Here is a 15,200-nt window from a genome sequence, read left to right as displayed (position 1 = left end):
GCCTGGCCGTTGCAGGCCGGGTCCATCCGGGTCCCACGTCACCCCAATTTCAGATGTTCTCATCATCGGGATGTTGCTGTAGCTTTCTTCCGCAGGCTTCTCGTAGGCACACGAGCAGGAAGGAGCAGCGGATGGTCCGGCTCACTCGGGCCCAGCAGCAGGAGCGCACGCGCGCGGCCGTGCTGACCGCGGCGAGGGCGGAGTTCACCGAGCGCGGCTATGCCGCAGCGAAGGTCGACAAGATCGCCGAGCGGGCCGAACTCACCCGTGGCGCGGTGTACTCGAACTTCCCGGGCAAGCGCGCGCTCTATCTGGCGGTGCTGCTCGATCTGGTCGAGCACGGCGCGAGCGAACCCGCTGCCACGACCGCTCCCCCGTCCCCCACCGCTCCGTCGCCCGCTCCCCTGTCCTCCGCCGAAGCACTCGGCGCGTTCGCCCGTTCCTGGCTCGAGCAGCTTCCCCTGGCCGGGGACGCGGCCGCCTTCGGGCCGGTGCAGCTGCGTTCCCTGTCCGGGGTGCTCGACGACGAGCCGATCCGCACCGCGTTCGGCCAGGTGACCCGACTGGAGTCGCTGCTGCTGGCGCTGGCGCTGGAGTCGCGGGCTCCGGAAGGTGCCGCGCCCGCACGGCAGGTACGGCGGGCCGAGCTGGTGCTGCGGCTGCTGGACGGTCCTGGCGCGTCGGTCGATCCGGCGCTCGTGTTCGGCGACCCCTTCGACGTCGCACAGGCCTGCGCGCACCTGGGCACACTCGCCCTCGCCGACACCTGGGACCCCGCGTACCTGCCCTACATCCCTCCGGCGCGGGTCTGCCACGAGCCGTGGAACCCGCCGGAGAAGCTGCGGGACCTGATCACCGGTCGCGCCGTCGGATTCGATGAGGACGGCCTGGTCGTGGTGCTCGGCAGCCATCGCCTCGAAGCCGCCGAGGAGGCCGTCCGCGCCGCGCAGGACGGCGACCGGGTCACCGTGGCCGTGGCGACAGGCGACCCTGCCGAGATCGGACGTCTCGTACAGCTGCGGATCGGTGACTTCACCCGGTGTCTGCGGCGCGTGTTCGGCCCGGAAGTCCGGCCGCGCCTGCGCATCGTCCTCGATGACAGCGGCCTGCTGGCCTCGGCCGTCGGCGTGACCGACGCCGACGACACCTCCGAACACGCGGTGCGTGTGCGGCAGGGCGCGCTCATCGCCCGAGCCCGCGGCCGGGGTGCCGCGCACGCCGCGGCGACCGTCGGGCGCACGACCTCTGGCATCTCCCACACCTCTCGCGATGGGGCCTCACGATGACCCAGCCCGTTTCGTCCCGACCGACCGGTGCCGACCTCCTCGTACTCCATGCCCTTCGCTGCGGCGGCTTCTCGGGGCGCGCCGCGGTGGCCGCGGTGACCGGGCTGTCCGAGTCCGACGTGGAGTCGGAGCTGATCGACCTCGCCGTGGCGGGACTTGTCACCCACACCGCGGGCGACTTCGGCGGATGGGGGCTCACGGAGGCCGGCCGAGCCGCCGACGCGGAGCGGATCGCCGATGAGCTGGAGGCTGCCGGTTCCCGGGAGGCCGTGACCGCGGCGTTCGAGCGGTTCCTGGTCCTCAACCCCGAGCTGCTCGACCTGTGCACGGCTTGGCAGATGCGGTCCGCCGACGGCGCCATGTCGATGAACGATCACACCGACCCCGCCTACGACGCCCAGGTCCTGAACCGGTTCGTGGAATTCCATCAACGCGCCGAGCCCGTCTGCGCGGAGCTGTCCGCGGCGTTGATGCGGTTCCAGCGCTACCCCGTCCGGCTCGCCGACGCCCTCGCCCGCGCGAAGGCCGGTGAACTGGAGTACGTGGCGGACAGCACCTCCTCGTATCACACGGTGTGGTTCCAGCTCCACGAGGATCTGCTGGCCACACTCGGCATCCCGCGGCACTGAACCCGCCCGCCGAACCCGCCCGTTCCACCGACCCGGCACCAGCGACACGAAGACGACGATGCGATGACCTGGATTCACCCGCTCTCGGCGGACGTCGATGAGTCGGCAGAGGTCCTTGGCGGCAAGGCGCACGGTCTTGTCGTGCTCGGACGTCTCGGGCTGCCCGTGCCCCCGGGGTTCGTGATCACGACGGAGGCGTGCCGCGCCTTCTTCCGGGACGGGCAGCTTCCGAGCGGCCTCGGCGCCGAACTGGTGGCTGCCGTCGCGAGCTTGGAAGCCGCCACGCGCCGCAGGCTCGGTGGGGCCGAGCGGCCGCTGACCGTCTCCGTCCGCTCCGGCGGAAGCGTGTCGATGCCCGGCATGATGAGCACCGTCCTCAATCTCGGACTCACCGCCGAGGCCACCGCGGCTCTGGCCGACGAGACCGGTGACCCGCGCTTCGCGCTCGACTCACGGCTGCGGTTCCTGACCGGCTTCGCCACCGAGGTCCTCGGTGCCGGCCGGGAGAGCCTGGCCGCCGTCGACCGTACGATCGCCGGGCAAGGTGGCGACGTGACCGGACGGGATGCCGACGTAACGGGACAAGGTGCCGACGTATCGGGACAGGGTGCCGATGCAGTCGGAAAGGGTGCCGACGTAAGCCGTCTCGCCGAGGCGGTCCGGGATGTCGAGCGACTCATCCGGGAGCGGAGCGGCGAGCCCGTACCCGAGGACGCGAGGCGGCAGTTGGAGCTCGCGGTCGCCGCCGTCTTCTCGTCGTGGCACACACCGCGCGCGAAGACGTACCGCGCACTGCACGACATTCCTGACGACCTCGGCACGGCCGTGACCGTACAGGCAATGGTGTACGGAAACCGCGATCAGCACAGCGGGACGGGGGTCGCGTTCAGCCACGACCCCAATACCGGTGAGCATGTCCCGTTCGGCGAGGTCCTGTTCGGCCGCCAGGGCGAGGACGTCGTCTCGGGACGCTTCCTGACCACGCCTCTGCACGAACTGACCGACCGGGAGCCGGAGGTGTGGGCCCGTCTGCTGGACGCCCTGGAACGTCTCGAGGAGCACTACCGCGACGCGTGTTATGTGGAATTCACCTTCGAGGCGGGCGAGTTGTGGGTCCTCCAGGTGCGCCCCGGGCGGTTCGTCGGACGCGCCGCGGTCCGAGTCGCCGTCGACCTGGCCGACGCGGGCACGATCGGGCGCGCCGAGGCGATTCTCCGGGTACCGCCACAGCATCTCCAGCACGTGCGTACGCCGCGGATCGCGGTGGGCGAGGCGGAGGACGTGCTCACTCGCGGGCTGGGGACCTCTCCCGGCGTCGCGGTCGGCAGGGTGGCGACCACGGCCGACAACGCGGCGCGGCTGGCCGCGCAAGGGCCGGTCGTCCTGGTGCGCCCGGAGACCTCACCCCTCGACATGCACGGCCTGGCCGCCGCCGCGGGGGTCGTCACCGCGCGCGGCGGGCCGACGAGTCACGCGGCCGTCGTGGCGCGGGCGTTGGGGAAGCCTGCCGTGGTGGGGGCCACGCACCTCGTTGTCGACGATGTCGGCGCCTGTGTTCGGGTGGGTGGCCGTACCGTGCCCGAAGGCACCCTCATCGCCCTCGACGGGACGGGCGGGGAGGTCGTCCTCGGTGACCCGCCCGTCGTCTCGGCCGCGAGCAGCCCGCAGCTGCGGCGGTTGCTGGACTGGGTCGACGAGATCGCGGGCGCTGCCGCGGGCCGCGACGAAGGGCAACGCCTCGCCGCGGCGCGGGCCGTTCTTCTCCGGAGTCAGTAGCTCCGATCCCGCTGATAGATTCCTTCTGGTGAGCGAGCAACTTCCCAGTGGCAGCATCGAATTGTCGCCCGCCGAGCTCGATGCCCTCGACGCCAGGTGGTCATCCTGCTGGACCCCGCGTGAGGTCGCACAGCACCTGGCCGGCATCGCCGCTCCCTGGTGCGTGGCCGCGGGCTGGGCGCTGGATCTGTTCCGCGGCACGCAGACGCGCGCGCACGGAGACATGGAGATCGCCATCCCCACCGCGATGTTCCCCGAAGTTCGCAGCCGCTTCCCGGGATACGCCTTCGACGCGGTCGGCAGCGGCCGGATCTGGGAGAACACCACACCAGACGTGCTGGCCGCCACACACCAGACCTGGCTACGCGATCCCGCCACCGGCAACTACCTGCTCGATGTGTTCCGCGAACCCCACGACGGCAGCACCTGGATCTGCCGACACGACGAGACGATCCGGCTCCCGTACAGCGAGATCATCCACCACACCCCGGACGGCATCCCCTACCTGGCGCCTGAACTGGTCCTGCTGTTCAAGGCCAAGCACGCACGCCCCAAGGACCAGGCAGACTTCGACGCAACCCTCCCGCACATGACTTCGGCTCAGCGCACGACACTGGCCGGCCTCCTCGCCCGTGCGCGCCCAGGGCACCGCTGGCTCGGGAAGCTGTAACCGGCCTCGGCGCGGGGCCTCGCGCGAAACAGCTCGGCGGGACCCCGCGTCGCGCTCCTACCGGGATACGCGATCCGCCTTGGTCGTCACCTGGTTGGTGGCGACCAGCGCGCCCGCGCCGTCGTACGTCTGCGCCGCGCCCGAGCCGGAGAAGCTGGTGCCGGACAGGGTGACGTCCTGGTCGATCTCGATGCGGGTGACGAGGTTTCCGCCCTGGTGTATGGACTCGGTCAGATGGAAGGAGAAGGTGGCGGCGCCGGTCGTCTTCCACGTCCCGGTGGCGCCCGCGTCGTTGGTGGCCTTGCCGTCCGACGTCAGCTGCATGACGGTCTTGATCACGTTGCCGTCGTCGCCGGTGGCGATCACGGACCAGGTGCCCGCGGCCGACTCGGCCAGGCGGGCGGCGGCCGGGCTCGCGCTCGCCGCCTTGTCCTGGGCGAGGGCCGTGCCCGTGGCGGGCAGCGCCAACAGGCCGACGGCGGTCAGGGTCACCAGGCCCCGGCGCCAGGACGCGGATCTCCCCTGTGTCCCGTGGATCTGCTGCATCTTTTCCTCCTGGAGATGTATCGATCTGGAGATGTGTCGCCTTGAAGGGCTAGGTCATTCCTTTGAAGGGCTAGGTCATTCCTTGACGGCCACGCCGACCACGCCGGTGTGGGTCATCGGGTGGTCGCTCTCGGTGTCCGCGTCGGGCCGCCAGTCGGCCATGCCGACCAGGGCGGGTTCGAGCAGCTTGAAGCCGTCGAAGAACTTCGTGGTCTCGGCGGGGCCGCGGTTCTGCAGCTTGGCTCCAAAGGTGCGGTAGACGTCCTGCAGGTCGGCAGCGGAGGAGCCGCCGTCGGGGGCGCCGTCGACGTAGGCGTGCGTGAGGATCAGCACGCTGCCGGGCGCCAGCGCGTCGCGGAACTGGCGGATCTTCTCGCACGGGTCGTCCAGGTCCTCGATGAAGTGCAGGACGGCCACGAGCAGCAGCGCGACGGGCTTGTCGAAGTCGATCAGGCCCCGGACGTCCGCGTGGTCCAGGATGTCGCGCGGCTGAAGGAAGTCCCCTGCCAGGGCCACGGAGTTGGGATCGTCGGCGAGCAGGGCGCGGTTCTTCGCCACGGCGGCCGGGTCCTGGTCGACATAGGCCACGCGCGCATCCGGGTGGGTGCGCCTGGCCACGTCGTGCACGTTGGTCTCGCCGGGGGTGAGGATGCCGCAGCCGACGTCGAGGAACTGGGTGATGCCGTGCTCGCTCGCCGCCAGGCGTACGGCGCGGCGCAGGAACGCCCGGTTGGCGCGGATCGCGATGTCGAGGCCGGGGAGGGCGGTGAGCGCCTCGCGCACCGTGTCGCGGTCCGACTCCAGGTTGTTCTCGCCTCCCACGTAGACGTCGTACATACGGGCCACGCTCGGGACGTCGGTGTCGACCTCGGTGGGGACCCAGTCGGGACGGACGGTCATGGTGTGCCTCCAGAGAGAAGTGGGAGAAGTGGCGTGCGAGTAAACGGAGATGAGGAGTGCGCCGGGCGTTTCTCAGCCGCTGGGCGCGAGCCGCTGCCAGACCAGGACGCGGCGGTCCTGGGTCGACAGCGAGGTGCCGGTGAGTGTGAGGAGGTCGCCGTCCAGCTCCAGGCGCCGGATCTGGTCGGTACCGATCCACTCCCGTTCGGCGGCGACGGTGAGGTGATGGACCACGCGGTCGCCCTCGCGGTGCCAGGTGCCGGCGTAGCTGAGGTAGGGCGGTGGTCCCGCCGCAGATGTCATGTGTACGGCGACGTGGCCGTCGGGGGTGTAGAAGAGCAGGCCCACCGGGTCGTCGCCGAGCGGGCCCGGCGTGACCGTGCCGTGCTCGTCGAGCGTGTGGAAGGAGACGAGCCGCCACACTCCGACGACGTCAGCGACACCGGTGGCTTCGGCGACGTCTGTGGCTCCAGTTGCTTCGTCGGTCATACGGTGCTCCGTCGCGTACGTCACTGCACCTGACCTCCAGGCGTACGCACTCGCGAGGCGTCGCCGCCGAGCAGGGCGTCGCGTGTGCTGCCGATGATGTCGTGCGGAGAGCCGAGCGACGTGGCGCTGACCTCGTCCAGACGCTTGAGGTGTGCGTCGTCGAGCGTGCGGTCGAGGGCCTCGAGATACCCCTCCAGCTGCGCCACGGTCCGCGGGCCGATGACGGTGATGCGAGCCGTGTCCGCCGCGCGCGCCCGGGAGTTGAGCCAGGCCACGGCCGCCTGGGCGGGCGAGGTGCCGACCTCCTTGGCCACGGCGATGACCTCGTCGAGGACGGCGGTGCGGTGGGCACTGTCCTCGTGCCGCATCATGCCGCCGTTCCAGTCGGTCAGCCGTCCCTCGGCGGCTTGCCGGTACTTGCCGGTGAGCAGCCCGCCACCGAGCGGCCCCCACTGCGCCACACCGAGGCCCAAGGCCTCGGCCATGGGCAGGAGTTCACGGTCGGCGGTGCGCTCGATGAGGCTGTACTCGGTCTGGATGCCGACCACCGGGGTGCGGCCGTGCAGTTCACCGAGGGTGACGGCGCGGGCGACGCGCCAGGCGGGGAAGTTCGACAGCCCCGCGTAGCCGATCTTGCCCGCGCGCACCAGGTCGTCGAGGGTCATGACGATCTCGTCGACGGGCGTGACGGTGTCCGGGAAGTGCACCCAGTACAGGTCGATGCGGTCGGTGCGCAGGCGCCTCAGGCTGCCGTCGAGCGAACGGACCAGGTTGGTGCGGGCGTTGCCGGTGGTCTGGATGGAGCCGGCCGTGCCCGCGCCGTAGGAGTACTTGGTGGCGAGCGCGAAGTGGTCGCGGCGGGGGCCGAGGAAGTCGCCGAGCAGCGTCTCGGCCTCGCCGTCCTGGTAGCCGTCGGCGGTGTCGATGAAGGTGCCGCCCGCTTCGGCGAACCGGTCGAGGATGCGGCGTGCCTCGTCGGGCGGGGTGCCGCCGCCCCAGCGGGTGCCGAAGTTGACCGTGCCCAGGGCGTACGCGGACACGCGCAGACCGCAGCGCCGTCCGAAGGTCATGTGCTGCATCAGGCGCTCACCTCCACGAGAGGGCCGGTCACCGCGCGGATGACGTCGAGGACGGGAGCGCGGTCCTCACGGAAGTAGAAGTGACCGCCGGGCAGCGCGTGCCGTGCCGTGATCCGCGCGAGGTGCTCGTCCCAGCCCACGCCCTCGGCTCCGGACCGAGGACCCTCCCGCGTGCCACGCAGCAGCGTGGCCGGGATGTCGAGACGGGGTCCGGGCACGTGCACGTACGTCTCCATGACGCCCAGGTCGGCCCGCAGAGGGCCGAGGATCAGCTGCCGCAGCCGGGCATCGGTGCGCACCTGGTCGGGCAGCGGGCCCCAGCGCTTCTCGGCCGCGGTGATCAGGTCGTCGTCGGCGAGCGTGTGCAGCCAGGTGGACCGGTCGCGCGCTCCGGTGGTGTTCGGGACAGGGCCCGACGACAGGATCAGGTGCTCGGGCAGGTCCCGCCCCGCGCGCCGCAGGGCCCGCGCGGTCTCGTAGGCGAGCAGGGCACCGAAGCTGTGGCCGAAGAGGACGAACGGCCCGGTGAAGGAGACCTGGGAGACCAGGTCGTCGACGAGCGGTGCCAGCTCGGTGTAGACGGGATCGGCCAGGCGCGCGCCTCGGCCGGGGAGCTGCACGCCCCATATCTGAAGGTCCGTCAATTCGTCGGACCAGGGCAGGTACTCGCCGGGCGAGCCGCCCGCGTGCGCGAAGACGTACACCTGCAGCCGCGCATCGGGGCGCGCGCGGCGGCGGCCCAGCCAGCGTGGTGGGCGTTCTCTGGTTTTCATGGGATACCTCGGGATCTGATGGGGTGCCGCGGTCACGGCGGTCAGCCCTCGTCCGTGCCGGAGAGGAGCTCCTCGATCACGGCGGCGAGCTCGGCGGGTTCCGGGGCCTCGTAGACGGCCAGGACGTCGAGGTCGACGGGGTAGAGCGCGCGGACGCGTTCGGTCAGCCGGGCGGCGATCAGGGAGTCGCCGCCGAGGTCGAAGAAGTCGTCCGAGCCGCCGACTTCCTCCACGCCGAGGATCTCGGCGTACAGCACGAGGAGGGCGGGGAAGACCTCAGGACGCCCGTCGGCCGCTGCGCCCGGCCCTCCGACCACCTTGATCTGCGGGTCGTCCGGGACGGTGGCGGCTTCCGGTTCGGCGGACTTGGGCTCGACGAGGAACCGCTGCCGTTCGAAGGGGTAGCCGGGCAGGGGGGTCAGCGCGCGGCGTCGGCCGCCGTGGACGTGCCGCCAGTTCACCGCGGCGCCCGCGAGCCAGAGCCGGCCGAGGGTGTCGAGGTCGCTCGCCTTGTCCTCGCCCTCTCCCTTATCCTCGCCCTCTCCCTCGCTCTCACCATTGCCCTCTCCCTCGCCCTCGCCTCCGGCCGGAAGCAGCGTGTGTCCGCTCGTGAACTCGGGCCGGGTGCGGGCGAGATCGAGCAGTACGTCGTCCGGCGAGAGCGCGAGGAGCGTCCGCCCCGGGTCCGCGAGCAGCGCGGACACGGCCTGTGCGCACCGCTCCCGCTCGGGCCTGAGCGCGGCGCGCGCCCAGCGGTGGGGGTCGACGGCCTCCTCGTCGGTGAGCGCGCGTCCGAGCACGGGCGAGAACACCGCCACCCGCGGCGTACGGGGATCGGCCTTCGCGAACAGCTCGGCGAAGTCCTCGACCGCTTCCTTGGGCACCTCCACCTCCTGCCCTCCGGGCACATTCGCAGCGCCCCAGCGGTCACCGTGCTCGACGGCGAGCCGTAGCGCGTCCTCGACCGCAAGGACCTTCGCCACGGCGGCCGCCACGGCCACACCCGCCCCGGTGCCGAGCACCGCGCCAGGTCGGACACCCCGGCGGATCCAGGTGAGGGCCCGCGCGTACTCGTACGCGAACGCGGCCGCCAACGCCGTACGGGACTCCCGCGCCGCGGCCCGGCCCAGCATCGCGTCGGGGTCGGCGCCGCAGTCGGCGGCCGCGGTTCGGCACACGTCCACCGCGGCGCGGTAGGCGGCGTCCGTCCGGTACCGGCCGGGTGACGGGGCCCGCCCGGGGGCGCCGGAGAAGAGGAAGGCGATGCTGTCCTGCCCACCGCACTGTTGGGCCCTGGCATCGGCGGACGTCACCAGGCGTCGGCCCGTCAGCGCGGCCACCGCGTCCCGCGCGTCGCGCACGACGGCGTAGCCGCGGTGGTCGTGCTCGCGGCGTCCGGTCTGCAACGTCCATGCCACGTCGGCGAGTTCGGCGTCGTCACCACTCCCCCGCAGCCACCCGGCCAGGCGCTCGACGGATGCCTCCAAAGCCGTGGGGGTCTTGGCGGAGAAAACCAGCAACTGCACGCCCTCGTCCCGCTGTTCGGGGATTGCGCGGGGAGCGGGCGGCGCCTCTTCCAGGATCACGTGCGCGTTGGTGCCGCCGATGCCGAAGGCACTCACCGCCGCCCTCCGGGGCCCGAGCGGTGAGGGCCACGCGGCGAGGCCCGTGGCCACGCGGAACGGGCTTGCGTCGAAGTCGAACTGCGGGTTGGGCTCCTTGAAGTGCAGGCTCGGCGGCACCATGCGGTGGCGCAGCGCCTGTACGGCCTTGATGAAGCCGGCGATGCCCGCCGCGGCGTCGGTGTGTCCGATGTTGGTCTTCACCGAGCCGATCCAGCAGAAGCCGGTGCGGTCGGTGTCGCGGCGGAACGCCTGGGTGAGCGCGGTGAGTTCGATGGGGTCGCCCAGCGGTGTCGCCGTGCCGTGCGCCTCCACGTACCCGATGGTGCCCGCGTCCACCCCGGCGACGAGCTGGGCCTCGCGGATCACCGCGGCCTGCCCGTCGACGCTCGGCGCGGTGAAGCCCACGCGCTGCGCGCCGTCGTTGTTGACCGCGGTGCCCCGCAGCACCGCGAGGACGTGGTCGCCGTCCCGCCGCGCGTCCGCGAGACGCTTGAGTACGACGACACCGGCGCCGTCACCGCCGACGGTTCCGTCGGCCGAGGCGTCGAAGGTCCGGCACTGCCCCTGCGCGGAGATGATGCCGCCCTCGGTGTACTGGCTCTCCTTGGCCGGCATGTGCACGGCGGCGGCGCCCGCGAGCGCGACGTCGCACTCGCCCTCCAACAGCGCCCGCACCGCCAGGTGCACGGCGACGAGAGACGTGGCGCAGGCGGACTGCACGGTGACGGCGGGTCCGGTCAGGCCCAGCTTGTAGGCGACTCGGGAGACCAGGTAGTCGGGGGCGGTGCCGAGCAGGATCTCCCAGTCGGTGGCCCCCGCCAGTTCCTCGCGGCGCTCGCGCAGGATGCCTGCGTACGCGGTGTCGGTGCCGCCGCCGAAGATGCCGAAGGTGGCCGGGGAGCGGGCCGGGTCCTGGCCCGCGTTCTCCAGGGCCTCGGCCGAGACCTCCAGGAAGACGCGGTGCTGCGGGCTCATCAGTCGTGCCTCGCGCGGCGAGTAGCCGAAGTACCGGGCGTCGAACCACTCGGGGTCCTTCAGCAGCCCGCGCGCGGGCACATAGGTCGCCGTGGTGCCGTCCGCGCGGGTGCCGGGCAGGTGGGCGGGCGCGGAGCGGGTGAGGGACTCGACCCCGTCGGCGAGGTTCTGCCAGAACTCCTCGGGGCTCTGCGCGTCCGGGAAGCGGCAGGCCATCCCTATGACGGCGACGGCCTGGCCGTGCTCGACGGATTCCGCCGCCGAGGGCTCCTGCCCTGCCGGCCTCGTTCCTTGTTCGGTCACCATGCCTCGTCCTCCACGTCCTCCACGTCCGCCACGTCCTGCGCGCCGCCCCGAGCCGTCCGGGACCGTGCTCCACGTCCGGCGCGCCGTGCTTCGAGCCGGGCGAGCCGGCCTCCAGGAGCGGCATCTGAGCCGACCCCGGAGGACGTCCCGGACGTGAGGTGATCGGCGAGGTCGCCGACCGTCGGGTGCTGGAACAGGTCGACCAACGGCACGTCCCTGCCGAGGTGCTCGGCCAGCCGGTCCCGCACGGTGTGCAGCAGCAGCGAGTGCCCGCCCAGGTCGAAGAAGTTGTCCGAGGGGCTCACCTCGGGGAGTTCGAGCACCTCGCACCAGAGGTCCGACACCAGCCCCACGAGGCCCGCGGTGGTGCGTCCGTCATGGGCACCGATGCCATCGTCATGCGTCTTCATGCAACCTCCAGTTCTCGAGATCCGGTCGGCAGCGCCATCGTGCTGGGGCGCGGAACGCCGGGTCCAATAAGGTGATCGACTGAGCCGGAGAACGGATCGTTATGGGGATCGGGGATCGAGGATCGGGGATCGGGATGGACCTGCGTCAGCTGGAGTACTTCCTCGCGGTCGCCGAGGAGCGGAGTTTCACCAAGGCCGCCGCGCGCCTGCACCTGACGCAGCCCGGCGTGAGCGCCCAGATCCGGCGCATGGAACGGGAGTTGGGTCAGAACCTCTTCGACCGCTCGGGTCCCGTCATCCTGCTGACCCAGGCCGGTACGACGCTCCTGCCGTACGCGCGTGAGGCGCTCGGCGCGGTCTCGGGAGGCCGGCTCGCCCTGGACGAACTCGCGGGCCTGGTCCGCGGCAGGCTCTCCGCGGGCATCGTGATGTCCTGCTCCTCGGTCCCGGTCGCCGACCTCCTCGCGGACTTCCACCGCTCCTACCCCGAGGTGGAGATCTCCCTTCTGGAGGACGCCTCGGACCGGCTGGTCGCCGCCCTGCGCGAAGGACGTCTCGACGTGGCCCTGATCGGCACGGGTGCGGCCCCCGTGCCGGGGCTCAACTCCCGTGTGGTGGCGGACGAGCCGGTGGTCGCCGCCGTCGTACCGGAGGATCCCTTGGCGCAGCGGACGAAGGTGGAGCTCAGCACGCTGTCGGAGCGGCCGCTCATCACCCTGCCGCTGGGCGCGGGGCTGCGGACCGGCCTTGAGGAGGCCTGCGAGAAGATCGGGGTCCGGGCGCGCGTCACCATGGAGACGGGCGACCCGCAGCGCCTGGTGGAGCTGGCCGAGCGGGGGCTGGGCTCGGCGATATTGCCCGCGCCCATCGTGCGGGCGCATGGCGGGCGCCTGCGCCCCATAGAGATCGTCGCGCCGCGCATCCGCGCCCGCGTGGCGCTCGCCTGGCCCGCGGAGCGTCCGATGAGCCCCGCGGGCCAGGCGTTCGTGGACCTGGCGTGCGCCATGCTCAAGCCGGTGTGAGCGAACGCGTACGGCCGTGGGCGAACACGTACGGCCATACGCGAACACACACGGCTAAGCAAGCGCACACGGCCGGGCACGAGCTCGTACGGCCGCGTACGAGCTCGTCGCACCGTGCACGAGCCGTCGCACCGCGCACGAGACCCCCTGCGCGGGCTCAGATCCGTACGAGCGTCTTGCTGCGCATCAAGAACTCCCCCAGATAGCCGTCGTGCGGCAGCCCCGGCCGATGCCAGTGCGTGGCCCGGCCCACGTGGAGGTTGCTGATCGTCGGCTCCGCTGCCAGGGCGTCGACCAGGGCCTCGTCGCCCGTGACGGCCGTCAGGACGAGCGTGTCCCGCAGCGGCGCGACGCCGTCCGCGCGGCTCCAGGAGCCCACCCATACGCAAGGGAAGGGGACTTCCGCACCCAGTTGCGGCGCGTCGGGCGAGTCGACCTGGTGGACGGCGGGGCGCAACACCGCGCTGCCGTCGCCGAGTTCGTCGACGAATCCGGTTCCGCCGAGCCAGGCCCTGGTGCCCTTCGCACGCCCCAGGACGTACCGTTCCAGCGCCCGCGCGGACTGGACCGACTGCACCGGCAGACATGCCTTCTCGTCCTGCGGCGGCAGGCTCGGCAGCGCGGCGAGGCGCTCGGCGACGGCACCGGCCAGCGGCGCCGGGTCACCCTCGACGAGCACGCCGGTGGCGTTGACGCAGCCGGTGCCGGCATGCCGGACGACCGAGTCGACGATCATGTCGAGATGGTCGCGCCAGTCGGAGTCCGCGGTCAGCAGCACCTTTGAGCGGCCCGGCTGCATGGAGAGCACGCCGGGATCGTCCGCGTACCGGCGGATGACCTCGTCGCCTCCGTACGCCAGGTCGGCACCCTGCACGAGCGCGACGGCCACCTCGTTGCCGCAGGGCAGCAGCGCCACATGGTCGGTGCCGAACCCGGACTCGCGCAGGGCCAGGACGAGGCGGTGCGCCGTGAACGGCTCACGGCGCGAGGGCCGTACGGCCACCCGGTAGCCGAGCGCCAGGGCCTCGGGCCAGAAGCCGTGCGTGGCGGGGTGGTTGCCCGGCACGTGTACGGCGAGGACCTCGCCGCGGCGGGTCCATACCGCCTGCCCGGTGCGGACCAGCGGGTCGCGCCAGTCGGCCACCGCGCCGTGCGGGCGGGCCAGTTGCACACCGCGGTAGGCCTGCTCGACGCGGTCCGCGCAGGTCTGCGTGGCCATCCGGACGACGCCGATCGGCAACCCCGAGACGCGGGTGACGGCAGCCTCGTACTCCTGGACCGTCAGTCCGCCGAGCGTGCCGGTCCTGAAGAGTTCGGCGGCCCGGCTGAGCGCGGCGGCCCGGTCGGTGGCGGGCAGCGGCCCGGCGGCGTGCAGGGCCTTCATGGTGCGGTTGACGAACAAGGCGGGCGCGAGGCTCATCTCGGCCATGACCGCGCCGGTCACGTCGGTGACGTCCTCGCGGTGGTGCGTGCGGTAGGGGCCCGAGGGGCCGAAGGCGTCGATGACGGGCCGCGGTTCGGCAGCTACGGACACAGGCTCCGGGGACACGGATTCCGGGGCCATCAGTAGACCCCCTCGATGACGGCCCGGTCCTCGAAGCGTGCCACCGGGGCGATGCCCGCCGCCGAGTCCCCGATCCGGCCTTCGGGCGCCGCTACGCGGATCGCGGTGTCGCGCTCCAGGTTGTTGGGCAGCAGCAGCGCCTTGCTGACGTGGTGCATGACGACCTGGCCGCGGGTGCCGTACGCCACCGGCTCGGCGGGGTCGTCGGGGTCGACGACCTGGAAGGTGATCCAGGGCGAGAAGGTGTCGAAGACGCACGGCTCGCCCAGCGGGGTGCCGTGCCGCTGGCCCGCGATGCCGAGGATCATCGTGCTGCCGTAGTGCCCGTACAGCGTGACGCCGGGGAAGATGTCGTTGCAGTAGAGCGCCGCGGTGTCGGCGTCCATCTGGGTACCGCCCCAGCGGATCGCCTTCACCTTGTCGTTGATGATCTCCACCAACTCCTCGCGCTGCGCGATGCGTTCGAGCAGCGGCGGCGTGACCGTGAGGACACCGATGGGCTGGGTGCGCAGGACATGCGCGGCCTGGTCGATGACGTGCTCCGCGTAGGCGTCGGCCTGCGCGCCCTTGCCGTCGGCGATCAGCCGCTTGACCCAGCGCGGGTCGAGGTCGACCTGGAAGCCGTGGCGGCCGTGGGTGAGTGCGGAGCGGCGGAAGATCTCGCCCACGATGTGCGGGCCCGAGGGGGTAAGCCCGAGCCAGTCCGCACCGCGCGGGAAGCCGTGCACGTCCAGGTTGGCGTTGGACCAGCCGACCAGCTTCTCCAGCCAGTCCCGCGGGCACACCACACGCTTGGGAGCGCCGGTCGTGCCGCCGCTCTCGAAGACGCCGACGACATCGGGGCTGTCGCCGTAGCCGCGGGGCACCAGGTCGGCGGCGGGAACATCGCGCAACTCCGCCGCCACATTGGGGAACAGCCGCAGATCGTCGTAGCTCTTGACGTCCGCCAGGGGATCGAAGTCCAGGTCAGCCGCCCGCCTCAGCCAGAACGGGGAACCGGTCTCGGGGCCGAAGTGCCACCGCATCGCGGCCCGGACCAGGTCGTCGGGGTCCGGGCTCACATCGTGGGGCAGGTCCAGAATCGACAGATCGGCGCGCGCCACGTGTCCTCCTTCTCATACGTCCGTGCCAGTAGGCCCAGTCGGATGTG

General features: G+C 71.9%; 14 protein-coding genes. 5 read left to right on the top strand and 9 right to left on the bottom strand.

Translation table 11 applies throughout. From position 1 onward, the window contains the following. Positions 1-131 precede the first annotated feature (131 nt). The 4 genes from AB0B50_RS20970 (at position 132) to AB0B50_RS20955 (ending at position 4,361) form a co-directional block, all read left to right on the top strand. A complete protein-coding gene (locus AB0B50_RS20970) occupies positions 132-1,286 on the top strand; it encodes a helix-turn-helix domain-containing protein (RefSeq protein ID WP_362333696.1) in 1,155 nt (384 codons plus the stop codon). Further along, a complete protein-coding gene (locus AB0B50_RS20965; protein WP_362333693.1) occupies positions 1,283-1,915 on the top strand; it encodes a transcriptional regulator in 633 nt (210 codons plus the stop codon). The genes AB0B50_RS20970 and AB0B50_RS20965 overlap by 4 nt, the downstream gene beginning before the upstream one ends. A gap of 63 nt (positions 1,916-1,978) precedes the next feature. After that, positions 1,979-3,691, top strand: coding sequence for a pyruvate, phosphate dikinase (locus AB0B50_RS20960; RefSeq protein ID WP_362333690.1), 1,713 nt, complete (start codon positions 1,979-1,981; stop codon positions 3,689-3,691). Between the two features lie 28 nt (positions 3,692-3,719). After that, positions 3,720-4,361, top strand: coding sequence for a hypothetical protein (locus AB0B50_RS20955; RefSeq protein ID WP_362333687.1), 642 nt, complete (start codon positions 3,720-3,722; stop codon positions 4,359-4,361). A 57-nt stretch (positions 4,362-4,418) separates the two neighbouring features. On the opposite strand, the gene AB0B50_RS20950 is transcribed toward AB0B50_RS20955, so the two are convergent. The 7 genes from AB0B50_RS20950 to AB0B50_RS20920 all read right to left on the bottom strand — a co-directional run bounded on the left by AB0B50_RS20950 (position 4,419) and on the right by AB0B50_RS20920 (position 11,464). Next, positions 4,419-4,907 (bottom strand): hypothetical protein, encoded by a 489-nt coding sequence (locus AB0B50_RS20950; protein ID WP_362333685.1) that lies wholly within the window; start codon positions 4,905-4,907, stop codon positions 4,419-4,421. A gap of 75 nt (positions 4,908-4,982) precedes the next feature. Next, the gene (locus tag AB0B50_RS20945) at positions 4,983-5,807 is read right to left on the bottom strand and encodes an SAM-dependent methyltransferase (RefSeq protein ID WP_362333683.1); all 825 of its coding nucleotides are present in this window, start codon (positions 5,805-5,807) and stop codon (positions 4,983-4,985) included. A gap of 72 nt (positions 5,808-5,879) precedes the next feature. Further along, the gene (locus AB0B50_RS20940) at positions 5,880-6,296 is read right to left on the bottom strand and encodes a lipocalin-like domain-containing protein (RefSeq protein WP_362333680.1); all 417 of its coding nucleotides are present in this window, start codon (positions 6,294-6,296) and stop codon (positions 5,880-5,882) included. A 20-nt stretch (positions 6,297-6,316) separates the two neighbouring features. Next, positions 6,317-7,375 carry an aldo/keto reductase gene (locus AB0B50_RS20935; protein WP_362333677.1) on the bottom strand — a complete coding sequence of 353 codons (1,059 nt, stop codon included), beginning with the start codon at positions 7,373-7,375 and terminating at the stop codon, positions 6,317-6,319. Further along, a complete protein-coding gene (locus AB0B50_RS20930; protein WP_362333674.1) occupies positions 7,375-8,148 on the bottom strand; it encodes an alpha/beta fold hydrolase in 774 nt (257 codons plus the stop codon). The genes AB0B50_RS20935 and AB0B50_RS20930 overlap by 1 nt, the downstream gene beginning before the upstream one ends. Before the next feature lie 41 nt (positions 8,149-8,189). Continuing rightward, complete coding sequence (locus AB0B50_RS20925) at positions 8,190-11,054, bottom strand: beta-ketoacyl synthase N-terminal-like domain-containing protein (RefSeq protein WP_362333671.1); 2,865 nt, start codon at positions 11,052-11,054, stop codon at positions 8,190-8,192. Next, positions 11,048-11,464 carry a phosphopantetheine-binding protein gene (locus tag AB0B50_RS20920; RefSeq protein WP_362333668.1) on the bottom strand — a complete coding sequence of 139 codons (417 nt, stop codon included), beginning with the start codon at positions 11,462-11,464 and terminating at the stop codon, positions 11,048-11,050. Before AB0B50_RS20920 ends, AB0B50_RS20925 begins: the two co-directional genes overlap by 7 nt. A 134-nt stretch (positions 11,465-11,598) precedes the next feature. Between AB0B50_RS20920 and AB0B50_RS20915 the strand changes: the two genes are divergently transcribed. Next, on the top strand, positions 11,599-12,486 hold the full coding sequence (locus AB0B50_RS20915) for a LysR family transcriptional regulator (RefSeq protein ID WP_362333665.1): 888 nt from the start codon (positions 11,599-11,601) through the stop codon (positions 12,484-12,486). A gap of 157 nt (positions 12,487-12,643) precedes the next feature. Here AB0B50_RS20915 and AB0B50_RS20910 read toward each other — a convergent pair whose 3' ends face one another. Both AB0B50_RS20910 and AB0B50_RS20905 read right to left on the bottom strand, forming a co-directional pair. Beyond that, the gene (locus AB0B50_RS20910) at positions 12,644-14,050 is read right to left on the bottom strand and encodes an aldehyde dehydrogenase family protein (RefSeq protein WP_362333663.1); all 1,407 of its coding nucleotides are present in this window, start codon (positions 14,048-14,050) and stop codon (positions 12,644-12,646) included. Continuing rightward, positions 14,050-15,153 carry a phenazine antibiotic biosynthesis protein gene (locus AB0B50_RS20905; RefSeq protein ID WP_362333660.1) on the bottom strand — a complete coding sequence of 368 codons (1,104 nt, stop codon included), beginning with the start codon at positions 15,151-15,153 and terminating at the stop codon, positions 14,050-14,052. The genes AB0B50_RS20910 and AB0B50_RS20905 overlap by 1 nt, the downstream gene beginning before the upstream one ends. Positions 15,154-15,200: the final 47 nt, after the last annotated feature.

This window comes from Streptomyces sp. NPDC041068 (genome assembly GCF_040647455.1).
GTDB lineage: Bacteria > Actinomycetota > Actinomycetes > Streptomycetales > Streptomycetaceae > Streptomyces.
The sequence above is the reverse complement of the archived record's forward strand: the minus strand, read 5'-3'. Positions and strand labels throughout refer to the sequence as shown.

What these genes read in the sequence shown, in the direction of transcription:
- AB0B50_RS20940 (WP_362333680.1), bottom strand. Translation starts at nt 6,296, where the DNA reads ATGACCGACGAAGCAACTGGAGCCACAGACGTCGCCGAAGCCACCGGT.
- AB0B50_RS20910 (WP_362333663.1), bottom strand. Translation starts at nt 14,050, where the DNA reads ATGGCCCCGGAATCCGTGTCCCCGGAGCCTGTGTCCGTAGCTGCCGAA.
- AB0B50_RS20950 (WP_362333685.1), bottom strand. Translation starts at nt 4,907, where the DNA reads ATGCAGCAGATCCACGGGACACAGGGGAGATCCGCGTCCTGGCGCCGG.
- AB0B50_RS20970 (WP_362333696.1), top strand. Translation starts at nt 132, where the DNA reads ATGGTCCGGCTCACTCGGGCCCAGCAGCAGGAGCGCACGCGCGCGGCC.
- AB0B50_RS20960 (WP_362333690.1), top strand. Translation starts at nt 1,979, where the DNA reads ATGACCTGGATTCACCCGCTCTCGGCGGACGTCGATGAGTCGGCAGAG.
- AB0B50_RS20935 (WP_362333677.1), bottom strand. Translation starts at nt 7,375, where the DNA reads ATGCAGCACATGACCTTCGGACGGCGCTGCGGTCTGCGCGTGTCCGCG.
- AB0B50_RS20920 (WP_362333668.1), bottom strand. Translation starts at nt 11,464, where the DNA reads ATGAAGACGCATGACGATGGCATCGGTGCCCATGACGGACGCACCACC.
- AB0B50_RS20925 (WP_362333671.1), bottom strand. Translation starts at nt 11,054, where the DNA reads ATGGTGACCGAACAAGGAACGAGGCCGGCAGGGCAGGAGCCCTCGGCG.
- AB0B50_RS20930 (WP_362333674.1), bottom strand. Translation starts at nt 8,148, where the DNA reads ATGAAAACCAGAGAACGCCCACCACGCTGGCTGGGCCGCCGCCGCGCG.
- AB0B50_RS20965 (WP_362333693.1), top strand. Translation starts at nt 1,283, where the DNA reads ATGACCCAGCCCGTTTCGTCCCGACCGACCGGTGCCGACCTCCTCGTA.
- AB0B50_RS20915 (WP_362333665.1), top strand. Translation starts at nt 11,599, where the DNA reads ATGGACCTGCGTCAGCTGGAGTACTTCCTCGCGGTCGCCGAGGAGCGG.
- AB0B50_RS20945 (WP_362333683.1), bottom strand. Translation starts at nt 5,807, where the DNA reads ATGACCGTCCGTCCCGACTGGGTCCCCACCGAGGTCGACACCGACGTC.